The organism is Microbulbifer flavimaris, from assembly GCF_001641755.2.
Classification (GTDB): Bacteria; Pseudomonadota; Gammaproteobacteria; order Pseudomonadales; family Cellvibrionaceae; genus Microbulbifer; species Microbulbifer flavimaris.
The window spans coordinates 1,009,441-1,031,181 of the sequence record NZ_LRFG02000001.1; the positions used below are offsets into that span (position 1 = coordinate 1,009,441).

Sequence of the window (21,741 nt, forward strand, 5' to 3'; positions counted from 1 at the left end):
AGCAGGGCTGTTGCCAAGCAGACAAGGCGCTCGGAACCGACATCGGCAGAGCGCGGTATTGTTCTTTCGAGCCAGTTTATCACGTGAATTTTGGTTAGCGTGTGATTCGGTTAGCAGCTTACAATGTCCGTTGACGCTAGTATGCATAAGTCAGTGGATTCGCGGGCAGCTGCCGAAAGCCAGTAGCTGTGGCGCTCTCTGGCCATGGAAGGACTTCCGGCGCATGGCTTCGGCCGGCCGCTGCAGGCGGCACTAGCAGCAGTGCGAACCGGATAAATCAGAATAAACAGGTAGTTGCACGCCAGTGAGTGAAGCCAACGTACGCGAAAGGTCGCGGCACAGCGGGACAATCCAGCGCGCCACCCCGCCCTCCCGAAGCGCGGGCGCCACCCATCCCGGCTACAAACGCGAACAGAACGAGGACGCTCTCTGGTCTGATGAAGAGCGTGGTATCTGGGTCGTCGCCGACGGTCTCGGCGGCCATCAGGCCGGAGAGATTGCCAGCATGACGGTGATCGAGGAGGTGCAGCGCTCCGCGGCCACCGACCGGCACTACGAGCGCGCCCTGCAGCGGGCCCATGCCCTCCTCCTCGGGGACGAGCAGAACACCGCCAACATGGGCTCCACCGCCGTAATCCTGGCTGAGGACGGCGCTTATTTTCACCTGTATTGGGTTGGTGACAGCCGCGCCTACGTCTTTACCCCCGATGATGGCGGCGGGGGGCAATTAAAGCAGCTCACCATCGACCACTCCTACGTACAGATGCTGGTGGACTCCGGCGCCATCAATCCCCAGGAAGCCGCCAACCACCCCAACCGCCATGTCATCACCCGCTGTATCGGCGGCAGCACCAACCCACAACTTGAAATCGACCGTGTCTCCGCCCTCTGGGAACCCGGCCAGCGGCTGCTGCTGTGCAGCGACGGTCTCAGCGCGGAGGTTCCCGCAGAGGAGATCTGTCGCATCCTGGCCGAAAATCCCGACAACCGGCGCGCAGTGGACCTGCTGATCGCTGCCGCTCTCGATGCCGGAGGCAAGGACAACATCACGGTGCAGGTGGTAGAAGCACCGGATCAGCCCGCGGACAGCAGAGACTGGCCCTTCGGCAGCTCCCGGAAATCTGAGGGTTCACGCTCAAGCCTGCTGCCCGGTGGGACAATGACCCTCGCACTCACGGCAGTAATTTTATTGGTCGTTATCGCCTCGCTCACCGCGTGGCTGCTCGACTCATTCTGATCCAGGGGACGAATTCGATGGAAGTCGTCAGCTCCGGCACTACATCCCTGGAAATCCCGGGCTATCGCATCCTCAAGAAGATCAACCAGGGTGGGATGTCCACGGTATACCTCGCAACCCAGCGCAGCGTTGGCCGCCAGGTGGCCCTGAAGGTCATGTCCCCGGTGCTCAACGCCGACCCTGTTTTCAGCGAACGCTTTCAGCGCGAAGCCAATATCGTCGGCCAGCTGTCCCACCCCAACATCGTTGCCATCCACGATATCGGCCGCTACCGCAGCCTCAATTACATCGCGATGGACTATATGCCCGGGGGCTCGCTGTCAGACAAGCTGGCCAGGGGCATCATGGATCCCATAGAGGCCCTCAATATTGCCCGCCAGATCGCCCTGGCACTGGATCACGCCCACGGCAAGGGCTATGTCCACCGGGACCTGAAGCCCGAGAACATACTGTTCCGTGAGGATGGCTCTGCCGTCCTGACAGATTTTGGCGTTGCCCGTGCCATCGCCCGCACCACGCGGATGACAAATACAGGCATGGTGGTGGGAACGCCCCATTACATGAGCCCTGAACAGGCCCGCGGTGCCGCCATCGATGGCCGCGCCGACCTCTACAGCCTGGGAGTGGTGTTCTATGAAATGGTCACCAGCACTGTTCCCTTCCAGGCTGACGAGGCGGTAGCGATCGCCATCAAGCACCTGACTGACCCCATTCCCAGGCTTCCGGCGCGGCACTCCCTGTACCAGGGCCTGGTCGAGCAGATGCTGGCCAAGGATCCAGCGGATCGGTTCCAGCGTGGCCTGGAGGTGGTGGATGCAATCGACCATCTCCTCGCCGCGCTCGCGGGCAAGCCCGCCTCCCAGAACACCCAACTGAATATTCCCTCGGTGGGCCCCTCCAGCCTGATGCGCGCCCTGGTGATGACGCTCGGGGGTACACTGGCCGACAAATTTGCCGCGGCCTGGGCGCGGCTGCGGGACAAACCCCTGGACCAGCGCCACCCGCGAGCGGAGCAAGACACGATCATGCGGATCCAACAAGTGATCCAGCAGGCTCCGCAGCGCAAGCGCCGTCAGTGGCTCGCGGGGACGGTCGCCCTGGCCAGCCTGGTGGTTGGCGCCCTCTCCTATGCCGTACTGGGCCCTTACCTGCCCTGGAAGCCCCAGCAAGGCGCGGAACAGCCCCTGCCGGTGGCGGCGGCGCCAGTGGCGGATTCCCGCCAGGACACCTCAAGCACCCCGACCCTCCCCACCGCGCCGGTGTCTTCGCTGCTGCCAGCCCCGGCTCAATCAGGTCCGGAGGAGACTGAAGCGGAGTCCGCGATCGTTCGCCCGCCCCTGGCATTACCACGCCCTGATGCGGCGACAGTGGACACACAGGTAGAGGAGAGCCCGGAGCCCGCGGTACCGGACGACGAAGCTGCAGTGGCAGCGCAAGAAACCCCGGCGGCAGAGGCGGAACCAGTAGCAGCGGCCACCAGCAAAGTCGAGGAGGCCCCCAAGGCTGACAGCACGCCTGAACTGCCGCGCCTGAGGATCAACCCGCAACCAAGCGATGCGCGCGTGCGGATCATGAACATCGCGCCCCGCTATCGCTATGGTATGGCACTGTCCCCCGGCCCGTACGATGTGGAAGTCAGCAAACCCGGCTATCTCACAGAGCGGCGCTGGATCACGCTCACCGAAGATGACCTGACCTTGCAGGTAACGCTGGATAAGGGCTTCCCCGCGGGCACAACCCTGCGCAGCCCCCTGGCTGGCGGGGGCAATGGTCCTGAAATGGTGGTAATCGCAGCGGGCAACTTCCGCATGGGCAGTAACCAAAACCGGGGCACCAGTCCGGCGCAGAAGATTGTGATTGCAGAAGCTTTCGCGATCTCCAGCCACGAAATCACCTTCGATGAATATGAGCGTTTCGCCGCGGCGACTGGCGCCGCACTGCCCGGTGACAGCGGCTGGGGGCGCGGTGATCGCCCGGTCATCAATGTCGCCTGGGATGACGCACGCGCATACGCGCGCTGGCTCTCACGGCAAACCGGCAAACGCTACCGCCTTCCCAGCGAGGCAGAGTGGGAGTACGCCGCCCGCGGTGGTGTTGCCGAGCCGTTCTGGTGGGGCGAAGGGAGCGCAGCAGGCAAAGCGAATTGCCGCCGCGGCTGTGACAGTGAGTTTGTGGGCATTTTCAGAACCAAAAGTGCTCCGGTTGGGCACTATCCGGCGAATGGTTTCGGCCTGCACGATACCGCCGGTAATGTGGCGGAGTGGGTGCAGGACTGCTACTTAGGGAACCACAGCCGCGCCCGTCGCGATGGTGGACCTGTAGTGATCGACAACTGCAATCTGCGGGTTGTCAAAGGCGGCTCCATGCGGGAGCCTCTCAGCAATGTAAGCGCCGAATACCGAAAGGGGCTCGACCAGAAAACCCTCTCCACCGAAGTGGGCTTCCGCGTGGTGATGGAGCTCGACTGACGACAGCCCGGCATAAATGTGCACTTCAGGGGCGGACTGCAACAAAACCAGGATTTCCCATGGAAACAAGGGCCCCTGTCTTCACAGCAATCGCCCTGGCGGCGCTGGGCGGCTGTGAGGGTCTTCGATTCAATAGCAATTTGGGCCCCTACTCAGAAGTGCGCATCAAAGCCGCCGCCGTGCGGGAATACACACCAGTGCAGATCGCGCGCTACGACGCCATCACCCTGGGCTTCGTCGAGGCTGCCCAGTGCCAGAGAAGACCGGACGAACCCAAACCCAATCGCCGCATGCTCGTAAGAGAGCTCAAACAGCGCACCCACAACCTCGGGGGCAACGGTGTCGTCGTTGAGGCCTGCGGTACGGCCACCGGTGGTTTTGAGGGATGCCAGCGCTATCTGGAATGCCGCGGTGTCGCCTACGCCGTGCCCGGGCGGCAATCCAGGCCCTGACGGGACATACGCGATTTAGCCATTTCAGCTCCTGGCTTCAATGCGCCAAACGTTGTGAATTTTCGGGTTGCGCTGGAAATCCCGGTCCAATAGCTCGGCAGACAGGTTCTGCACCGAGTACTCCTCCAGAACCTCACCGTCCATTTTGAAGCTGCGCAGGTTGTTGGAGAAAACCAGGATGCCGCCCGGGGCCAGCAACGCCATACACTGGCGAATCAGGTCAGCGTGGTCCCGCTGGACATCCAGCACACCGCGCATTTTCGCTGAATTCGAGAAGCTCGGCGGGTCCAGAAAAATCAGGTCATAATGCCCGCGGCGATTTTGTTGCGCCGACGCCAGCCACTGCAGGCAATCCGCCTCAACCAATTGATGCCGGTAGGGGTCGAGCTGGTTGCGGCGGAAATTGCGCGCTGCCCAGGCCTGATACGTTTTGGACATATCAACACTGGTGCTCTGCGAAGCGCCACCCAGCGCCGCCTGCACCGTGGCAGTGCCCGTGTAGCAGAACAGATTGAGAAATTTCTTTCCATCTGCCAGCCTGCGGACATACTGCCGCACCGGACGGTGATCCAGGAAAATACCGCTATCCAGGTAGGTCCAGAGGTCGACCTCCAGTTCCGCACCGTATTCGTTAACCCAGAAGCTGCGCTCGCCCTGTGCTCCGCCCTGTTTCTGGTACTGGCTCGGCTTACTGCCGCCACCTTTGTGGCTCAGCCTGCGACGCTCCTTGATGCTGATATTTCCCTGCGGGATTTCCAGCACTTCCCGCACTGCGCGGACCAGGTCCCGCAGCCTGCCCCGGGCCTTATCTTCCTCGATCTTCGCGGGCGGACGGTACTCCTGCAGGTGCGCATACACAGCACCTTCCAACGAACGGTAAATATCCACAGCCGCCGCATATTCCGGCAGGTCGGCATCGTAAAGGCGGTAACAGTCAATGCCGTTTTTTCGGGCCCATTTTCCGGTCGTGCGCATGTTCTTGCGCAGGCGGTTTGCCACCATCTGCGCTTCCTCCGAGAGGGGCCGAGATTCCTTCGCGCTCGCTTCTCCAACCTGCTCACGTACCTGGAACAGCAATAGCTGGCTCGGGATGCTGCCGTTATACAGCTGGTATTGCTTGTGTGAACGCAGGCCGGTGGAAAAACCGAGCTCCGGATTGCCGGTAAAGATGCCTACCAGCCAGCCCGGAAACTCCTGTTTCAGCTGACGACCCAGCTCCGCATAGGTGTCCCGCAGCGCTTCCTGTTCACCCAGGCGCTCACCGTACGGGGGATTGGTCAGCACCAGGCCGGTTTTGACCGGGCGATGGCTGGGGATCTTGAAGGCGGCCACCGGACGGCAACTCACCCGCACCTGCCGCTCCAGGCCGGCACGACTGATATTGGCTTCGGCGGCAAACAGGACTTTGGCATCGGCATCATAGCCGCGGATTTCCGGAAGCTCGCGCTCCAGGCCGGCAGCGCGACGAGCCAGCGCCTCTTCCCGCAATCCGAGCCAGATATCGCTCTGGTGATTCAGCCAACGCTCGAAACCGAAACTTTCCCGCAGCAGGCCCGGCGCGCAATCCGCGGCCATCATTGCCCCCTCAATCAGTATCGTGCCCGAGCCGCACATGGGATCCAGCAGCGCCCCGCCCCGGGCAGCGATCTCCGGCCAGCCACAACGCAGCAACAGGGCCGCGGCCAAGTTCTCCTTGAGCGGAGCGGCACCAATATGCGTGCGGTAGCCACGCCGGTGCAGACTCTCACCGCTGAGGTCAATGGAAATGTCGAGATGATCGCGGTGAAGGCGCAGAACCACGGCGAGATCAGGATTGTCCCGCTCAACCAGCGGTCGACTGCCGGACTGCTGGCGCAGCCTGTCCACGATGGCGTCTTTGGCCTTCTGCGCACCAAACTGGCTATTGCGGATTTCCCGGTTGGTGCCGGAAAACTGCACCCACAGCTTGCCATTGGGGTTGATATGGGCCTCCCAAGGCTGGGCCGCCACGGCCCGATAGAGATCCTCCGCATCCGCGATCTTCTCCCGGGACAACTGCAGCAGGATGCGATTGGCCAAGCGACTCCACAGGCATGCCCTGTAGGCCACTTCCAGGGTGCCGCTGAAGTGGATCGCGGCAGGCTGCTCGCGGGTGACCGAAGCGCCGAGCTCGTTCAGCTCCTTTGCCAGCAGTGACTCAAGCCCCTTCGGGCAGGTGGCGGTAAAGTCCAGATGTTGGGTTTCGGTCATATCGCAAATTCTCAAGACAGATTCGATGCCCGCGGCATTCGATTCCAGGCCGGTGCAGCCGGCCTATACACTTTGTTTCTATTAAATGACAGTTTCAGACCAAACTGGTCGTTCACACCGGCCACTGGGTTTGCTCTACTGAAACGGTCGGTCGCTACAAGAGAGCGGCAGAGCGCTGCCATCAGAAGCAGCCGGCACAGATTTTCCGATCGCCAGCGACCCACCATAAGCTTATGAGTAAGGGCAACGATTCTGGCGACAAAACCCTTCACTATGCTGAGAGAAGATACCCAATAATATTCCCGGCGGAAGAAGCGTCGCCCTCTTCCGCTCTGACAACCAGAAAAGCCGGCCCGGCTTTAGCGAGGTGCCAATTCGATGAAACGCCAAAAACGTAACCAGTTGGAGAGAGCCTTTTGCAAAGGTTATCAGGCAGCGTCCGAAAACAAACCTCAGGACATTTGTCCTTACATTAACGGGCCGCTCCATCAAGAGTGGGTCAATGGCTGGCGCGAAGGGCGTGAAGATTACTGGAACGGGTTTGGAGCGTCTGCAAAGGCGCAAAAACTGGAAACCTATCGCAATTTTTCCGCTGAGAACCACCACCCGGACGGCTGGCGAACCGCCTAGCCGCAGGAGCCTGTGACACCGCTCAGTGGAAAGTGCCCGGCCAGTCCGCCGGGCACATCTCGTCTTACCGACGTCTTACCCAAGCTGCCTGCTGGCTAACAGCAAAGGCATGCCAGCGCTCTCTCGGGGGCCAGAGGCATGAGCTGCACAGCCTTTAAGTACGGCTTACTTCGGGTGTCAACGTAAACTCTCAGGCCTGCGTCGTTTCGCGACGGGCCAGCGCAATGGCGTCCGCGGCCTCTCTCACCAGTTCCGGTCCCCGGTAAATCAGGCCGGTATAGATCTGCACGGCGGTCGCGCCCGCACGCACCTTCTCCGCCGCGCTTTCCCCGTCCATGATGCCCCCGACACCGATGATCGGCAGCGCCCCGTTGAGCTCTTTGGCCAACTGGCGGATTACACGGGTGGACTTTTCCCGCAGCGGCTTGCCACTCAGGCCGCCCTGCTCATTCCCGTGGGGCAGCTTCTCCACCGGGGATTTGTCGATGGTGGTGTTGGTCGCAATCACGCCATCAATCTCGTAACTGCGCAGCGCCTCGGCGATCTGGGCAATGGCATCGTCATCCATATCCGGCGCAATCTTGACCGCCAGCGGTACGTAGCGATCATTCGTCGCGGCCAGCTGCTGCTGCTTTTCCTTGAGCGTGCCCAACAATCGGTTGAGGCTGTCGCCGAACTGCAGATCCCGCAGTCCCTTGGTATTGGGCGAGGAGACATTGGCGGTGATGTAATCCGCGTAGGGATAAACCTTCTCCATGCACAGGCAATAATCGTCGGCCGCCCGCTCTGCAGGGGTATCGAAATTCTTGCCCACATTGATCCCCAGCACACCGCCGTAGCGGCGCCGGCGCACCCGGCTCACAAGGTAGTCCACACCCTCGTTGTTGAAGCCCATCCGGTTGATGATGGCCTCGGCCTCTTCGAGACGAAATACCCGCGGCTGCGGATTACCGGGTTGCGGTCGCGGTGTCACGGTACCCACCTCGACAAAACCAAACCCCATAGCCCCCAGGCCGTTGAATGCCTGGGCGTTCTTGTCCAGCCCCGCGGCCAAACCCACCGGGTTCGGCAGCGTGAGCCCCATCAGTTCCACCGGATCATCCGCGACGGGCCTTGTGAACAGGGACAAAAGGCCGAGTCTTTCCGCAGCGCCAATGCCGTCGATGGTCAGGTGGTGCGCCCGCTCCGGATCGAGCGCAAACAGGGCTTTTCGCAGGGTCGAATACATGGTGGTCCTTTGTCTTCACTCGCACAGGCTCCCTGCCCTGAGGCCGGGATTGCCGTCAGGCCTCCGCCAGCGACTCCAGGTCGGCAGTGGCGTTGGCCAGGTACATCAGCTCCCGCAGCGCCACGGTGAACATGGCGAAATCACTGGTGGGCGAAGCCTTGAGCTCGGTGAGGATGCCTTTCCAGCGCTGCAGAGCGGGCGCCATGATAACGCTCCAGCGCTCCATTGCGCCATCTGCATCCAGTTCTGAGCCGGAAGAGAGGCGCAACATGTTCACTGCGAGGCTGGCCAGCTGGCTGTCCAGGTCATCCATGCTGGTCTCCCGCGCCTGCGCCTGCCAGAAGCTCTCCACCGGCAGGTCGATGATCTGGAAGCCGAACCAGGACAGATCCAGCAGATCCGCCAGACCAAAGTAGACCCGGGCCACCTCTTCTACCGGTCGCTCACTGGCACGGGCAGACTCAGAAATCCCCAGCGCGGAGAACAGGTAGGTTGGCGACGCCGCCAGCAGTGCCATTTCATCGGGCACATTAGCTTCCAGCAAGCGGCGATAGCGACGCTCCCACTCCCGGTGTGGTTCGCCGCTGAGCACATCCGGCAGCGCCCTGATCACCCGCTGCACCGACTCCCCGAACTGCTCCTGCTCCCGCGCCGGGTCCAGCCCCAGACGGCGGTTGCGGATAAACCAGCGGGTGGCGCGACGGACACGCCCGACCATGCTGTTGAGCAGTTCGATCTGCAGCTCAGCGGGTACCTTGTAATCCAGTGCCGCCACCTGGTCCTGGAATTCCGGCATCTGGTACACCTCGCGGGCACTGATATAGGCCGCCGCGACGGTGTTGATGTCAGCGCCGGTGGCACCGCTGATGCGGTTATAGAAAGTGATACCCATGCTGTTGACCATCTCGTTGGCCACCTGGGTCGCCACGATCTGGCGCCGCAGCGGATGGTCGTAGACCAGCTCCTGGTAGCGCGCCACCAGTTCCTGCGGGAATGCTGATTCCACTGCCTCCTGAACCCGGGGGTTCTCGGTAATTTCCGCGTTCAGCAGCTCCTCTTTCAGCTTCACCTTCACATAGGAGATCAGCACCGAGAGCTCCGGCCGGGTCAGGTACTGCCCGCGGTTCTGGCGCTCGGTGATCTGCTCGTTGTCCGGAATAAATTCCAGCGAGCGGCGCAGGCGACCTTCCGCCTCCAGCGTGTTGATGGTGCGGCGGTACTCATCAATGCGCTCGGCAACCTGATGCTCGGCCACACTCAGGGCCTGGGTCTGGTTGTAGTTATTGTCGAGCACCAGCTCGGCGACGGAATCGGTCATCTCCTCGAGCAACTGGTTGCGCTGCTTTTCGGTCAGATCACCGTTGGCAACCACCTTGTCGAGCAGAATCTTGATGTTCACCTCGTGGTCCGAGCAGTCCACGCCACCGGCGTTATCGATAAAGTCGGTATTACAGTGACCACCGTGCAGGGCGAATTCGATCCGCCCTCGCTGGGTCATGCCGAGGTTGCCGCCCTCACCGAAGACCTTGGCCCGCAGCTCCGCGCCGTTGACCCGCAGATGGTCATTGGACTTGTCCCCCACCTCCGCGTGGGACTCGCTGCTGGCCTTCACGTAGGTACCGATGCCGCCATTCCAGATCAGGTCCACCGGTGCCCGCAACATGGCGCTGATCAGCTCATTGGGATTCAGCTGATCCGCCTCGATGCCGAAGGCGGCTTTCATTTCCGGCGTGATGCGGATCGATTTGGCCCGGCGCTCGAAAATACCGCCGCCTTTGGAGATCAGCTCCTGGTTATAGTCGGTCCAGCTGGAGCGCGGCAGCTCGAACAGGCGCTTGCGCTCATTGAAGCTCGCCGCCGCATCCGGACTGGGATCGACAAAGATGTGCAGGTGGTTGAAGGCCCCCTTCAGGCAGATATGCTCCGACAACAGCATGCCATTGCCGAATACGTCGCCGCCCATGTCGCCGATACCGACAACCGAGAACTCTTCCTCCTGCACATTGACGCCCATTTCCCGGAAGTGCCGCTGCACCGAAACCCAGGCGCCCCGGGCCGTAATGCCCATTTTCTTGTGGTCGTAGCCCTGACTGCCGCCAGAAGCAAAGGCGTCACCGAGCCAGAAGTCGTATTCGGCAGCAATGCCGTTGGCGATGTCGGAAAAGGCCGCGGTGCCCTTATCCGCCGCCACCACCAGGTAGGGATCATCCTCATCCCGGCGCACCACCAGCTCGGGCGGGATCACCTCGCCCTCCTTCAGGTTGTCGGTAATGTCCAGCAGGCCGCGGATAAAGGTGCGGTAGCAGGCGATGCCCGCTTCCAGCATGGCGTCGCGGCTGCCGTCTGTCGGCGGCTTACGCACCACGAAGCCACCCTTGGCGCCGCTGGGTACGATCACCGCGTTCTTTACATTCTGCGCCTTGACCAGGCCCAGCACTTCCGTGCGGAAGTCCTCTAGGCGATCGGACCAGCGCAGACCACCGCGCGCCACCTTGCCACCGCGCAGATGCACGCCCTCGACCCGGGGTGAATAAACAAAAATCTCAAACTCCGGCCGCGGCTCGGGAATATTGGGAATATCCCGCGGGCTGAATTTGATGGAGATGTAGTCCTTGGGCTCGCCCGCAGCGTCCACCTGGAAGAAGTTGGTGCGCAGGGTGCCCAGGATCAGGTCCAGGTAACGGCGAATCACCTGGTCTTCGTTCAGGTTATCGACGCCGTCGAGGCCATCATGGATCTTCTTGATCAGGCGCTCGATCCGGGTCTGGTCCTGCTTGCTGCTGGTATTGATCCGCGGATCGAACATGGCCCGGAACAACGCCACCAGGTTGCGGGTGATTTCCACGTGGTTGGCCAGCGTCGCTGCGATATAGGGCTGGCTGGCACTGAACTTGGTCTGCTTCTGGTAACGGGCATAGGCTCGCAGCATGGAGACCTCGCGCCAGTTCAGGCGCGCCGCCAGTACCAGGCGATTGAAGGCATCGCTCTCTGCGACACCGTTCCAGATGGCGGCAAAGGCATCCTGGAACATACCGCGGGAGGCCTGGGCATCCACACGGGTCGGCAGGCCAAACTCCAGGTGGAACTCGTGCATCCACACGTCCGTGGAGCCCTTGGGGCGAATGGTATATGGGAACTCACCAATCACACGCAGGCCCAGGTGCTCCAGCACCGGGATGACATCGGAAAGCGTCAGGCCACGGCCCCAGTTGAACACCTTAAAGCGCAGGCTGCCCGGCTCGGCTCCCACTGGCTGATAAAAACTCATCGCCACACGGTTTTCAGGTGACAGCTCCTGTACGGCATTGACATCCTGCACGGCAATCCGCGGCTCGAAGTCCTCACGGTAACCGGCCGGGAAGGCTTGCCCGAAGATATCAAAGAGGCGGGTGCCCTCTTCTTCCCCATGACTTTCGATCAGGGATTTTTGGAATACATCTTCCCAGGAGCGGGTAATATCCACGATTTGCGCCTCCAGCCGCGCGACATCGATATCCAAGGGCTCGCTGGGGTCAACGCGGAACACGAAGTGAACTCGGGCGAGGATGGACTCGGAAAAATAAGTGGTGAAATCGGATTCCCTGGCGTTGATTGCCCTGGCAATGTGCGCACAGATCGCTTCGCGCACGCTACTGTTAAACTGCTCGCGAGGTACGTACACCGTTGCAGTGACAAACTTGCCGAACGGATCGCGACGGATAAACAGGCGGATGTGGGCCCGCTCGTTCATGCTGAGCACGCCCATCACCGTATGAAACAGTTCCTGGGTGCTGCTCTGGAACAGTTCGTCCCGGGGGAAGGTATCGAGAATGCGGCGCAACGCCTTGCCGTCGTGGCTGTGCGGCGACAGACCACTGGACTCGATCACCGACGCCATTTTACGGCGAATGATGGGAATCTTGGCCGGGCTTTCGGTATACACCGGTGAGGTATAGAGCCCCATAAACGCCGACTCACCGATGACCTCGCCCCGGGAGTCGTAACGCTTGATGGTGACATAGTCGGAATAAGCCGCCCGGTGCACGCGGGACTTGACCGAGGACTTGGCGAAAGTGAGGTAATTGGGCCCTTGGTAAAAGCGCTGTTTACCCTCATTAAAAGCGCCCTCGGGGGTCGGCTCCGCCGGCTCCTCCAGTTTCTTGAAAATGCCCAGGCGGCGCTCCTCCACCTCGCGCAGTACACGCTTGCTACCCTCCTCCGCGAACTCGTATTCCCGGTAGCCGAGGAAGGTGAAATTGCCGTCGCGCATCCACTGCATGAAGGCACAGGCCTCCTGCAGGTTGGCGTCCTCCGCATCGATACCGGCGTGCAGCTGGTCTTCCATGCCGCTGCAGGTATCCAGCATTGGCACGTAATCGTCGACCACCAGCTCCACATCCCCAAGCACGTCGCGCAGTGCCGCCCCAAGGTTGACCGCGTTGTCTTCTGACGTATCCCGGTTGATCTCGACATAAATCAGCGCCTCGGTGCTGGCGCCCGGCTGGGCCTCCTCACCGGAGTGCAACCGGGGCAGCAGATCCTTCAGCCGGCCTTTCTTGTCCCGGCGCAACTGCATGACCGTGCTTTTGATCGAGTGAATCACCGTATCGCGCTGGTTGATTTCGATGCGCACCGAGTCCACCAGGAATGGCATGTCCCGCTGCAGTACCGCTACCACGGTATGGGAACACTCCCAGCCGTCGTCCTCGAGGCGCGGATTCAGCACCCGTACCTTCGGGCGCCCGCCGGGGCGCTGCTGGATAAAGTCCCACCAGGTGTAAATGCAGCCGTACACATCGACAAGACGGCGGCCCACCATGTCTTCCAGCGGATACTGGTGCAGGAACTGCGCCGCAAATGCCTCTACTGGCCCGGCCTCGTCACCGAGCCGCTTGCGGATCAGTGCGCTGACCTGCTCGATCAATTCTTCCCGGCTGTCGGTAATAACCGTCGCCATACTCACGGAGAACCTCCCAAGTTCCAAATGTCGCGCCCGGATACGCCGGCCGCGCCTGTTTCTCAGCCGCCCGCGGTTCACCCGCCGGCTTTAAATTCACTCCGCCGCAACCCTCTTGGAAGACGGGAACCAAGGGCTGGTTCCACGGTCAAGAGGTCGGCGGTTGTTGTCTAAAAGACAAGTGCCGCTAAAATCAACACACCCACCCCGATTGGCGGCGACTATATATAAAAGATGATAGATACCCAGCCGGGCGGGCAGAGGCAGGATCACTCTCAACAGAAGCGAGATTATGGAAGCACATCAGAATGTCAGGGACCGCATCACTTCCCTGGGGGATTGGCTCGGGCAACAGATCATCGGCCAGGAGACCCTGGTTAACCGTATATTGATTGCCCTGCTGGCGGACGGCCACCTGCTGGTGGAAGGCGCGCCGGGGCTCGCGAAAACCAAGGCCATCAAGACCCTTGGCGATGCTATTGAAGGTGATTTCCATCGCGTCCAATTTACGCCAGACCTGTTGCCGGCAGACATAACCGGAACCGACATCTACCGGCCGGAAACCGGAGAGTTCCATTTTCAGCCCGGGCCGGTGTTCCACAACCTGGTGCTGGCCGACGAGATCAACCGGGCTCCCGCCAAGGTACAGTCGGCCCTGCTGGAGGCCATGGCGGAAAGACAGATCAGTGTCGGCAGAAAAACCTATCCGTTGCCAGAGCTTTTTCTGGTGATGGCAACGCAAAACCCCATTGAACAGGAAGGGACTTATCCGCTGCCAGAGGCCCAATTAGATAGGTTCCTCATGCAGGTGAATCTTGCCTACCCCGACGCCAGCGCGGAAGCAAAAATTCTGCGCCTGGCCAGATCCGAGGCAAGTCTTGGCGAAAATCGCCCTTCCGATACCGTGAGCCGCGAGGAGATTTTCCAGGCCCGCGGTCAGGTGCTCGCACTGCAAATGGTAGAAGCGGTAGAGACCTATATTGTCCAACTTGTCATTGCTACCCGCGAGCCGGCGAAGTATGACAGTGAGCTGGCATCGTGGCTAGATTTTGGTGCCAGCCCGCGGGCCACCATCGCCCTTGATCGCTGCGCCCGCGCGCACGCCTGGCTGTCGGGCCGGGATTTTGTGACCCCGGACGACGTGATGGAAGTGGCTCCGGATGTACTGCGGCACCGACTGCTGCTGAGTTTCGAGGCGGAAGCGGCGGGCGTGAACGCCGACCAGGTCATTGAGCGGCTGCTGCAGCAAGTACCTTCGATCTGATGCCCAGGACCCTCTGCCCGAAACGAATCAGGATGTTGAATACTGCGGCGGGAACCCCCACAGGTAAGCACTATGGCTGAACTTACCAATCAGGGAGAGCTGGAACTCCGTGGCGCCTACCCGACGGTGGAGCCGCTGGTGCGCTTGCGCCATGTAGCGCGGCAGATGCAGCTTTTTCGCCCCCGGCTGGTGAAGAGCGACCAGGCCGGCGGCCTGCTTACCCGCTATCGCGGCCGCGGCATGAACTTCGAGGAAGTCCGCGACTACCAGCCCGGCGACGACGTACGCTCCATTGACTGGCGCGTGACTGCCCGCACCGGTTCCACCCACACCAAGTTGTACCAGGAGGAACGCGAGCGGCCGGTGGTCATCCTCCTGGACCTGCGCTCCCCCATGTTTTTTGGCAGCCGCCGCGCATTCAAGTCGGTCGCCGCCTGCGGTATTGCCGCGGCACTGGGCTGGGCCGGCCTGCAGCACAGCGATCGAATAGGCGCCCTGCTCTTTTCCGACCACGACCTCGAAACCGTGCGCCCACGCCGCAGCCACCACTCTGTGCTGGCGATGATTCACGGCATGGTGGCGCTCGCCGAAACACTGGATAACCCGGTGCCGATGGAAGGCAGCCAACCGCTGAAGCAGCTTCTTGATGAGGCACGCCGGGTGGCCCGGCCGGGCAGTGCGCTGTTCCTGATCAGCGATTGCCACGACCTGGATGAAGACTGCGCCCAACCCCTGGCACTTCTGACCCGACACGCGGACCTGCAGGTACTCCGGGTGAGCGATCCACTGGAGCAAAACCTGCCGGAACAATCGCTGACCATTTCCGATGGTCGCCAGCGCACCTTCCTGAACGCCACCAACCGCGCCCTGCGTACTCAGTTTGCTCAACTTCAGACCGAGGCCCGCACCGAGGTTGAGCGGCTCTGCCGCCGGCTCCGCATTCCTTTGATGGACTTCGACAATACTCAACCGCTGGCTCCCGCATTGCTGTCTGTTTACGGAAGCCGCCAGCAAAGGATGAGCATGCCCGTTGCGCGTCCAAGCAGAGGTGTGAGCGCGTGAGAACAGCTTTGATGCAGCAACAGCCTCCACAGGTGTCTCCGGTTGAGCAGGCACTGCTGGACGAGCTGCGCGATATCCACCCGCCAGAGGCCATCAGTTGGTGGCCCCCGGCCCCGGGCTGGTGGCTGCTGGCCGCATTGTTGATCGCCGCCCTCTATTTCCTTTTCCGCTGGCTGCGCCAACGCAAGCAACGCTGGAGTCGCAACCGCTACCGCAAGGAGGCAGAGCGCCTGCTGCGCGAAATCGATATTCGTGAACCGAATGCTGCCCAGGAGATTAACGAGATTCTCAAGCGAGTGGCGGTAACCACCTTTGGCCGTCCAAACTGCGGTAATTTGACTGGCCGGGAATGGCTGGATTTTTTACGCAGCACCGCGGATGTCGACTGCCCTACCCAAGCCGAAACGGTTCTGCTCGAACAGATCTACCGGACGGATCGCTGGGATGAGCAGGGAAACAGCGCGCTACGTGACTTCGGCATTCAGTGGAGCCGCAAACATCGACGCGATCGCTGGCCGCCTCCTGCCCCAGAGATGGAAGGGGAAGTCGACGGGGAGGCAAGCCGTGTTTGAGTTCGCCTGGCCCTGGGTTTTTGCCCTATTGCCTTTGCCATTGCTGGCCCGCCTCTTCCTGCCGCGCACCAAGCCGCTGTCCAGCGCCCTGAAGGTGCCCTTTTACGGAAGCCTCGCCCAGCGCGGTGGCGGCGCTCCACACAACCCGTTCAATCTCTTTCTGCTGAGCATTCTCTGGCTGCTGTTATTGACCGCGGCCGCCCGCCCGCAGTGGTATGGCGAACCCATCACCCAGACCAGTAGCGCCCGGGACCTGCTGCTGGCCGTAGACATTTCCGGCAGCATGGAAACGCCGGACATGCTGCTGAATGGCCGGCCGGCCATGCGTATCGATGCAGTCAAAAATGTAGTGGGCGATTTTGTCGAGAGGCGCGAGGGAGACCGATTGGGGCTGGTGCTTTTTGGCACCCGCGCCTATCTGCAGGCGCCACTGACATATGACCGGGAAACTGTCGGCACACTGCTGCGTGAAGCGCAGATCGGCTTCGCCGGTCAGGGAACCGCGATTGGCGATGCCATCGGCCTGTCGGTCAAGCGCCTGATGGAGCGCCCGGCGGAGCAACGGGTCCTGATCCTGCTTACCGATGGCGCCAACACCGCAGGGGAAGTTGCCCCACTCAAGGCGGCTGAACTCGCCCAGCAGGCAGGCGTAACCGTCTACACCGTGGGTATCGGCGCAGAGGAAATGGTGCAACCCGGCCTGCTGGGCAGCCGCTTCGGCGCGCGCCGCATCAACCCCTCCCGGGATCTCGACAGTGACACACTGCAGGCCATCGCCGACAAAACCGACGGCCGATTTTTCCGTGCCCACAATCCTGAAGAACTCGCCCAGATCTATGAGGAGCTGGACCGGCTCGAACCGGTGGAGCAGGAAGCGGCCAGCTATCGTCCGCTGAAGTCGCTGTATGTCTGGCCCCTGGCTGCCGCCCTGATATTTGCGCTGCTGTGGGCTACGATTCCCCTGCTGCTGAACCTGCGCCTTGGGAGGTCCGGCAATGGCGTGCCCGAACCGGGCCCAAGTGGAGCACGGGAGGGCAACGCGTGAACGAGCTTGCCCAATTTCATTTCCTGCGCCCCCACCTTTTGTGGCTGTTGATACCAGCGGCACTGCTCTGCTTTGCTCTCGCCCGCACGGTCATCAATAGCAGCCAGCTGCAGAAGGTGATTGACCCCGACCTGCTTCCACATCTGCTGTTACGTGGCGGGGAAAAACGGCCGTGGCTGTTCAGCCTCATCTTCGCCTTGCTGGCCCTGATGATCATCGCGCTGGCGGGCCCCACCTGGCGCAAGCTGCCCACACCGGTCTTCAGCAGCCAGGATGCCCTCGTGGTTATGCTGGACCTGTCCCCCTCGATGATGGCCACAGATCTGACTCCCGACCGGCTGACCCGGGCGCGGCTCAAGATCCTTGATATCCTGCGCCAGCGCGAAGACGGTCTTACCGCGCTGGTGGCCTATGGCGGGGAGGCGCATGTGGTCACTCCCCTGACCGAAGATACCGCAACGATCGCCAACCTGGTCCCAGCCCTGTCCCCTAAAATCATGCCGGTGCCCGGCAGCAATATAGAAATGGCGGTGGAAACCGGTTTGCGACTGCTTGAAGACGGGGCCAATGGCCGCGGTCGCTTGCTGGTGGTGACGGACGGTATTGCCGACGAAGCCATTCCGACCGTGGCAGGCATGGTCGCCGGTGAAGCCGTAAAACTGTCGGTGCTGGCCGTCGGCAGCGGTGAAGGCAGCCCCATCCCCCGCGGCGACGGTGGCGGCTTTGTCACGGACAGTAATGGCGCCATCGTGATTGCCGGATTCGATCCCAATCAGCTGCAGAAGCTGGCGAGGGGCAGCGGAGGAAACTTCGCCCAGATCTCGGTGGACGACCGGGATATCACCAAACTACTCCCCGAGAAGGAGACGCCAGATCAGGCCCGCCTGACCGAGCGGGAATTCGACCAGTGGCGAGAGGAAGGGCCATGGCTTCTCCTCCTGTTGCTCCCCTTGGCCGCCCTGCTGTTCCGCCGCGGCGCCCTGGCCTGTGCCCTGCCTCTCTCATTTGCATTGGCACTGCCGAAACCAGCCCATGCTGTTGAGCTTCAGGATCTCTGGTTACGGGAAGACCAACAGGCAAAGCGGCTGCTGGAACAGGGCAAGGCGGACCAGGCCGCGGAAAAGTTCCGGGACCCGCAATGGAAGGGCACCGCCCAGTACCGCGCCGGCAACTTCCCCGCCGCACAGAAGGAATTCGCACAGGGGGAAAGCGCAGACAGCCTGTACAATCTGGGCAACGCACTCACCCGGCAGGGCCGCTACGATGAAGCCATCGAAGCCTTTGACGCCGCGCTGGACAAGCGGCCGCAATTGACCGATGCCCAGCACAACCGGGAAATCGCCAAGCAGCTGCGGGACCTGCAGAAACAACAACAGCAGCAATCTCAGCAGGGCCAGGGGCAAGACCAGCAGCAACAGCAGGAGCAGCAAGGCCAACAGGATCAACAGCAGTCCCAGAACGGCCAGCAGCAACAGCAAAGCCAGTCTGGACAACAAGACCAGCAGAACCAGGGCTCCCAGCAGAACCAGCAGGGACAACCGGAAGGCTCCGGGGACGAGCAGGCGCAATCCGGCGAGCAGCAACAGGACGAAGCCGAGGATGGCAAACAGTCCGGCAGCCCCGAGGACGGCGAGGAGCAGGAGCAAAACGGCGAGCAAAAGGCCGGCGCGCGGGAGAGCGAGCTGGACCCGGAAACCCAGCAGGCCCTGGACCAATGGCTGCGGCAGATTCCTGACGACCCCGCCGGATTGATGCGGGAAAAATTCAAGTACGAGAGCCTGCAGCGCCGCCGTGCCTATCGAACTGGCGAGTGGGAGCCGCCGGAGAATGGAGCCACCCAGCGATGGTAGTGACTGAGACGCTAATGAACCGAAAACTCGCGCACTTATTTTCTGGCCATTTCACCTGCGCGCCGGCCCTGCTGTTCTGCTTGCTGATTCTGCTACTTCCGGCAGTGACACAGGCATCTGACCTGCTCAGCGCCACCGTCGATCGCAATGAGATCGGTATCGACGAAACCCTCAACCTGCGCCTGCGCTATTCCGGCACTGAAAGCGGTGGTCAGCCGGACTTCGAACTGCTGGAACAGGACTTCGACATCCTCTCGCGCCAGCAGTCTAACCAATATCGGGTCATCAATGGTCGCGCCGAGAGCTTCGTCGAGTGGATGCTGGTGCTGGCACCCAAGCGGGAGGGCAGGCTGTTTATTCCCTCCCTTCACTACCACGGTGAAGTCTCCGACGCGATTCCCATTGCCGTCGCCGAGGCCGGCAGCCGGCCGGATACAGCGAACCGCCAGGCATTTCTTGAAGTGGATTTAGACAAGGAAGAGCTGTTCGTACAGGAACAGCTTCTGGTCAAAGTACGCCTGTATACCACCATCGGCCTGCACGACATTGCTACTGAGGCACTGCAGGTGCCCGGTGCCCATGTGGAAAAAGTGGACGAGCAGCGCTACGAGCGCCGTATCAACGGCGTCGGCCACGCGGTGTACGAACTCACCTATGCCATCTTCCCGGAGAGCTCCGGCCAGCTGACCATTCCGGCCCTGAACTACGTCGCCGTCGCCGGCCGCCGCGACCCCTTCTCCCTGTTCAACCGTAACACCCAGCGCCTGCGCCTGCGCTCCGAACCGCAAACCATCGAGGTTAAACCCAAGCCCGACACCTACAGCGGCACCCACTGGCTCCCCGCCGCCAGCCTCGGCATCGTGCAGAGCTGGAGCCAGGACCCAGACACCTTCACCGTCGGTGAACCGATAACCCGCATCCTGACGCTGCGCGCCGAAGGCCTCCGCGCCGCCCAGCTCCCTCCCCTGCCCCAGCTGAGCGTGGACGGACTCAAGACCTACCCGGACCAACCCCAGCAAGACGATCAGGTCAGTGCCAATGGCATCACCGGAAGCCGTATCGAGACGACTGCAATAGTCGCGACGAAACCGGGTGACTATCAGCTGCCGCCGATTACCATTACCTGGTGGGATACGAAAACGGGACGGCAGCGGGCGACGCAGCTGCCAGCTTTCCGGTTTACCGTCACGGGGAGTGCGGCCGCCACCAACACGGCGCCGCCCGGGAGTGCCGCTGACCTCTTGCCACAATCTCGGACAGAAATGCCTGAAAGCAACTTCTGGCGAAATCTGGCGATTGCCGCGGTGGCTTCACACCTTTTGTGGATTTTCTACTTCTGGTGGATCCGGTCGCACGTGGCAAGCTCTGAGGCCGGAAAACGCAAGAAACCTGCCCCCGATGCCCGGTATCAGGCTAAAAGCTTGCTACAAGCAGCCGAGAGTGGTGATGCCGGACGGCTACATCAAGCACTACAGCAATGGCTAAAGGCACGCTGGCCCGACGTTGCAGGCAAGACTCTTGATGAAACCAGAATCGAACTTGGTCTGGAAGAACTCGACAAGCTACACCTTTTACTCAATGCCGCGCTTTACGCACAACCACCACGCCCGCTGAACCCACAGCAGGTAAAAATACTAGCGTCCCGGTTAATCAAGTGTGAGCGCTCAGCACCAGTACCAGACAGTGGGACACCACTTCCTCAACTATTTGGGTAACGGGCCTCAGGCCAACTGACAGCACTCGTCGTTGTCAGCCAGCAAAGCGGGCGTCTACCCGCTTTCTTAGCAAGCATCAACTGGGTAAAATCACTCAACGCTGCCAAGCGATGAATGATCAGCGAAGGTATACTGAAAACGTATGCCGTCTGCAGCTGCCGGGCAATGGGCCCTGCCTGTGACTCGCCGGTCTCAACAAAATATCGCCACGCCCTCGCCTGTCGAGCGACGCCAACCATAAGTAGATTTGATACGCCTGATGCCCGCTACACCCGATTATGATGACTTCCAGCGCCGGATCTATGTTTCCGTTGTGTCCCATGGCCACGAAAAGCATATTATCGAGACATTGCAACCAGGTTCATGGATAGCAGAGACCTCAAACGTTATACCGCTGGTGCTCTCAAACCTGCCCAGCCTGCAATTACGCCAGTACTGCCAGGAGTCTGGCATTTTCTATCTCGAGAACAGCGAGCCTTTGGGCTTCGGAGCAAATAACAACAAAGCTTTCCGACATCTCGAGTCGAAGTTCGGCATGAGCGATCAAGACTTTTTCTTTACCATCAACCCGGATATTCGCACTAGTGGCCGTGATATAGAGGCGATGGCCAGAAAGATGGAGCAGGAAGGGCTTCAGATTGCCGCTCCCAATCTGGTTAGCCATGACAATGTCCCTGAAGACAATATCCGGAGCTACCCCAGCCTTGTTGACTGTATTCTGAGGTTCGCGCTTAAAAGTGAAAGATCCTGCGCAAGAAAAGCAGAAATACAAAGCACCCAAAAAGTTGACTGGGCTGCCGGCGCTTTCCTCGGTTTCTCTATCAACGCCTACAGAGCAGTCGACGGCTTTGATGAGAGATACTTCATGTACTATGAAGACGCAGATATATGCCGAAGAGCCAGCCAACAGGGCATCGGCACATACTACCTGCCATCCATCTGCGCCACCCACCTTGCCGCCCGGGATAGCCGAAAATTGTTCTCAAGACAGCTCGTCTGGCACATCACAAGCGCACTCCGCTTTACGCTCGCACGATCATCGGGTTGACTACA

14 protein-coding genes are annotated in these 21,741 nt (G+C 61.1%); 11 read left to right on the forward strand and 3 right to left on the reverse strand.

The annotated features are described in order from the left end of the window. Positions 1–304 precede the first annotated feature (304 nt). The 3 genes from AWR36_RS04470 to AWR36_RS04480 are packed head-to-tail and all read left to right on the forward strand — an operon-like array spanning position 305 to position 4,157. Positions 305–1,237, forward strand: coding sequence for a PP2C family protein-serine/threonine phosphatase (locus AWR36_RS04470; RefSeq protein WP_082679376.1), 933 nt, complete (start codon positions 305–307; stop codon positions 1,235–1,237). Positions 1,238–1,254: 17 nt separating this feature from the next. Further along, entirely contained in the window at positions 1,255–3,705 is a 2,451-nt protein-coding gene (locus AWR36_RS04475) for a bifunctional serine/threonine-protein kinase/formylglycine-generating enzyme family protein (protein ID WP_067081507.1), read from the forward strand. A 59-nt stretch (positions 3,706–3,764) separates the two neighbouring features. Then, positions 3,765–4,157, forward strand: a complete 393-nt coding sequence (locus AWR36_RS04480; protein ID WP_067081509.1) for a hypothetical protein — start codon at positions 3,765–3,767, stop codon at positions 4,155–4,157. A gap of 24 nt (positions 4,158–4,181) precedes the next feature. Here the strand turns inward: AWR36_RS04480 and rlmKL are convergent, their stop codons facing one another. Further along, the gene (gene rlmKL, locus AWR36_RS04485) at positions 4,182–6,386 is read right to left on the reverse strand and encodes a bifunctional 23S rRNA (guanine(2069)-N(7))-methyltransferase RlmK/23S rRNA (guanine(2445)-N(2))-methyltransferase RlmL (protein WP_067081512.1); all 2,205 of its coding nucleotides are present in this window, start codon (positions 6,384–6,386) and stop codon (positions 4,182–4,184) included. Between the two features lie 378 nt (positions 6,387–6,764). On the opposite strand from rlmKL, the gene rmf reads away from it, so the two are divergent. Continuing rightward, a complete protein-coding gene (gene rmf / locus AWR36_RS04490; protein WP_082679377.1) occupies positions 6,765–7,016 on the forward strand; it encodes a ribosome modulation factor in 252 nt (83 codons plus the stop codon). Positions 7,017–7,206: 190 nt separating this feature from the next. Here rmf and AWR36_RS04495 read toward each other — a convergent pair whose 3' ends face one another. Both AWR36_RS04495 and AWR36_RS04500 read right to left on the reverse strand, forming a co-directional pair. Then, entirely contained in the window at positions 7,207–8,244 is a 1,038-nt protein-coding gene (locus tag AWR36_RS04495; RefSeq protein WP_067081514.1) for a quinone-dependent dihydroorotate dehydrogenase, read from the reverse strand. A 55-nt stretch (positions 8,245–8,299) separates the two neighbouring features. Further along, a complete protein-coding gene (locus AWR36_RS04500; RefSeq protein ID WP_369814727.1) occupies positions 8,300–13,186 on the reverse strand; it encodes an NAD-glutamate dehydrogenase in 4,887 nt (1,628 codons plus the stop codon). 286 nt (positions 13,187–13,472) lie between these two features. Here AWR36_RS04500 and AWR36_RS04505 point away from each other — a divergent pair, with 286 nt between their 5' ends. From AWR36_RS04505 to AWR36_RS04535, 7 genes are all read left to right on the forward strand, one after another. Beyond that, complete coding sequence (locus AWR36_RS04505) at positions 13,473–14,444, forward strand: AAA family ATPase (protein ID WP_067081520.1); 972 nt, start codon at positions 13,473–13,475, stop codon at positions 14,442–14,444. Between the two features lie 72 nt (positions 14,445–14,516). Then, complete coding sequence (locus AWR36_RS04510) at positions 14,517–15,506, forward strand: DUF58 domain-containing protein (RefSeq protein ID WP_067081523.1); 990 nt, start codon at positions 14,517–14,519, stop codon at positions 15,504–15,506. Further along, a complete protein-coding gene (locus AWR36_RS04515) occupies positions 15,503–16,078 on the forward strand; it encodes a DUF4381 domain-containing protein (protein ID WP_141398465.1) in 576 nt (191 codons plus the stop codon). Before AWR36_RS04510 ends, AWR36_RS04515 begins: the two co-directional genes overlap by 4 nt. Then, positions 16,071–17,123, forward strand: coding sequence for a vWA domain-containing protein (locus tag AWR36_RS04520; RefSeq protein WP_067081529.1), 1,053 nt, complete (start codon positions 16,071–16,073; stop codon positions 17,121–17,123). Before AWR36_RS04515 ends, AWR36_RS04520 begins: the two co-directional genes overlap by 8 nt. After that, positions 17,120–18,973, forward strand: coding sequence for a VWA domain-containing protein (locus AWR36_RS04525; protein WP_067081532.1), 1,854 nt, complete (start codon positions 17,120–17,122; stop codon positions 18,971–18,973). The genes AWR36_RS04520 and AWR36_RS04525 overlap by 4 nt, the downstream gene beginning before the upstream one ends. Before the next feature lie 14 nt (positions 18,974–18,987). Beyond that, the gene (locus tag AWR36_RS04530; protein WP_067081537.1) at positions 18,988–20,688 is read left to right on the forward strand and encodes a BatD family protein; all 1,701 of its coding nucleotides are present in this window, start codon (positions 18,988–18,990) and stop codon (positions 20,686–20,688) included. Positions 20,689–20,947: 259 nt separating this feature from the next. Then, complete coding sequence (locus AWR36_RS04535) at positions 20,948–21,736, forward strand: glycosyltransferase (protein ID WP_141398466.1); 789 nt, start codon at positions 20,948–20,950, stop codon at positions 21,734–21,736. The last annotated feature ends 5 nt before the right edge of the window (positions 21,737–21,741 follow it).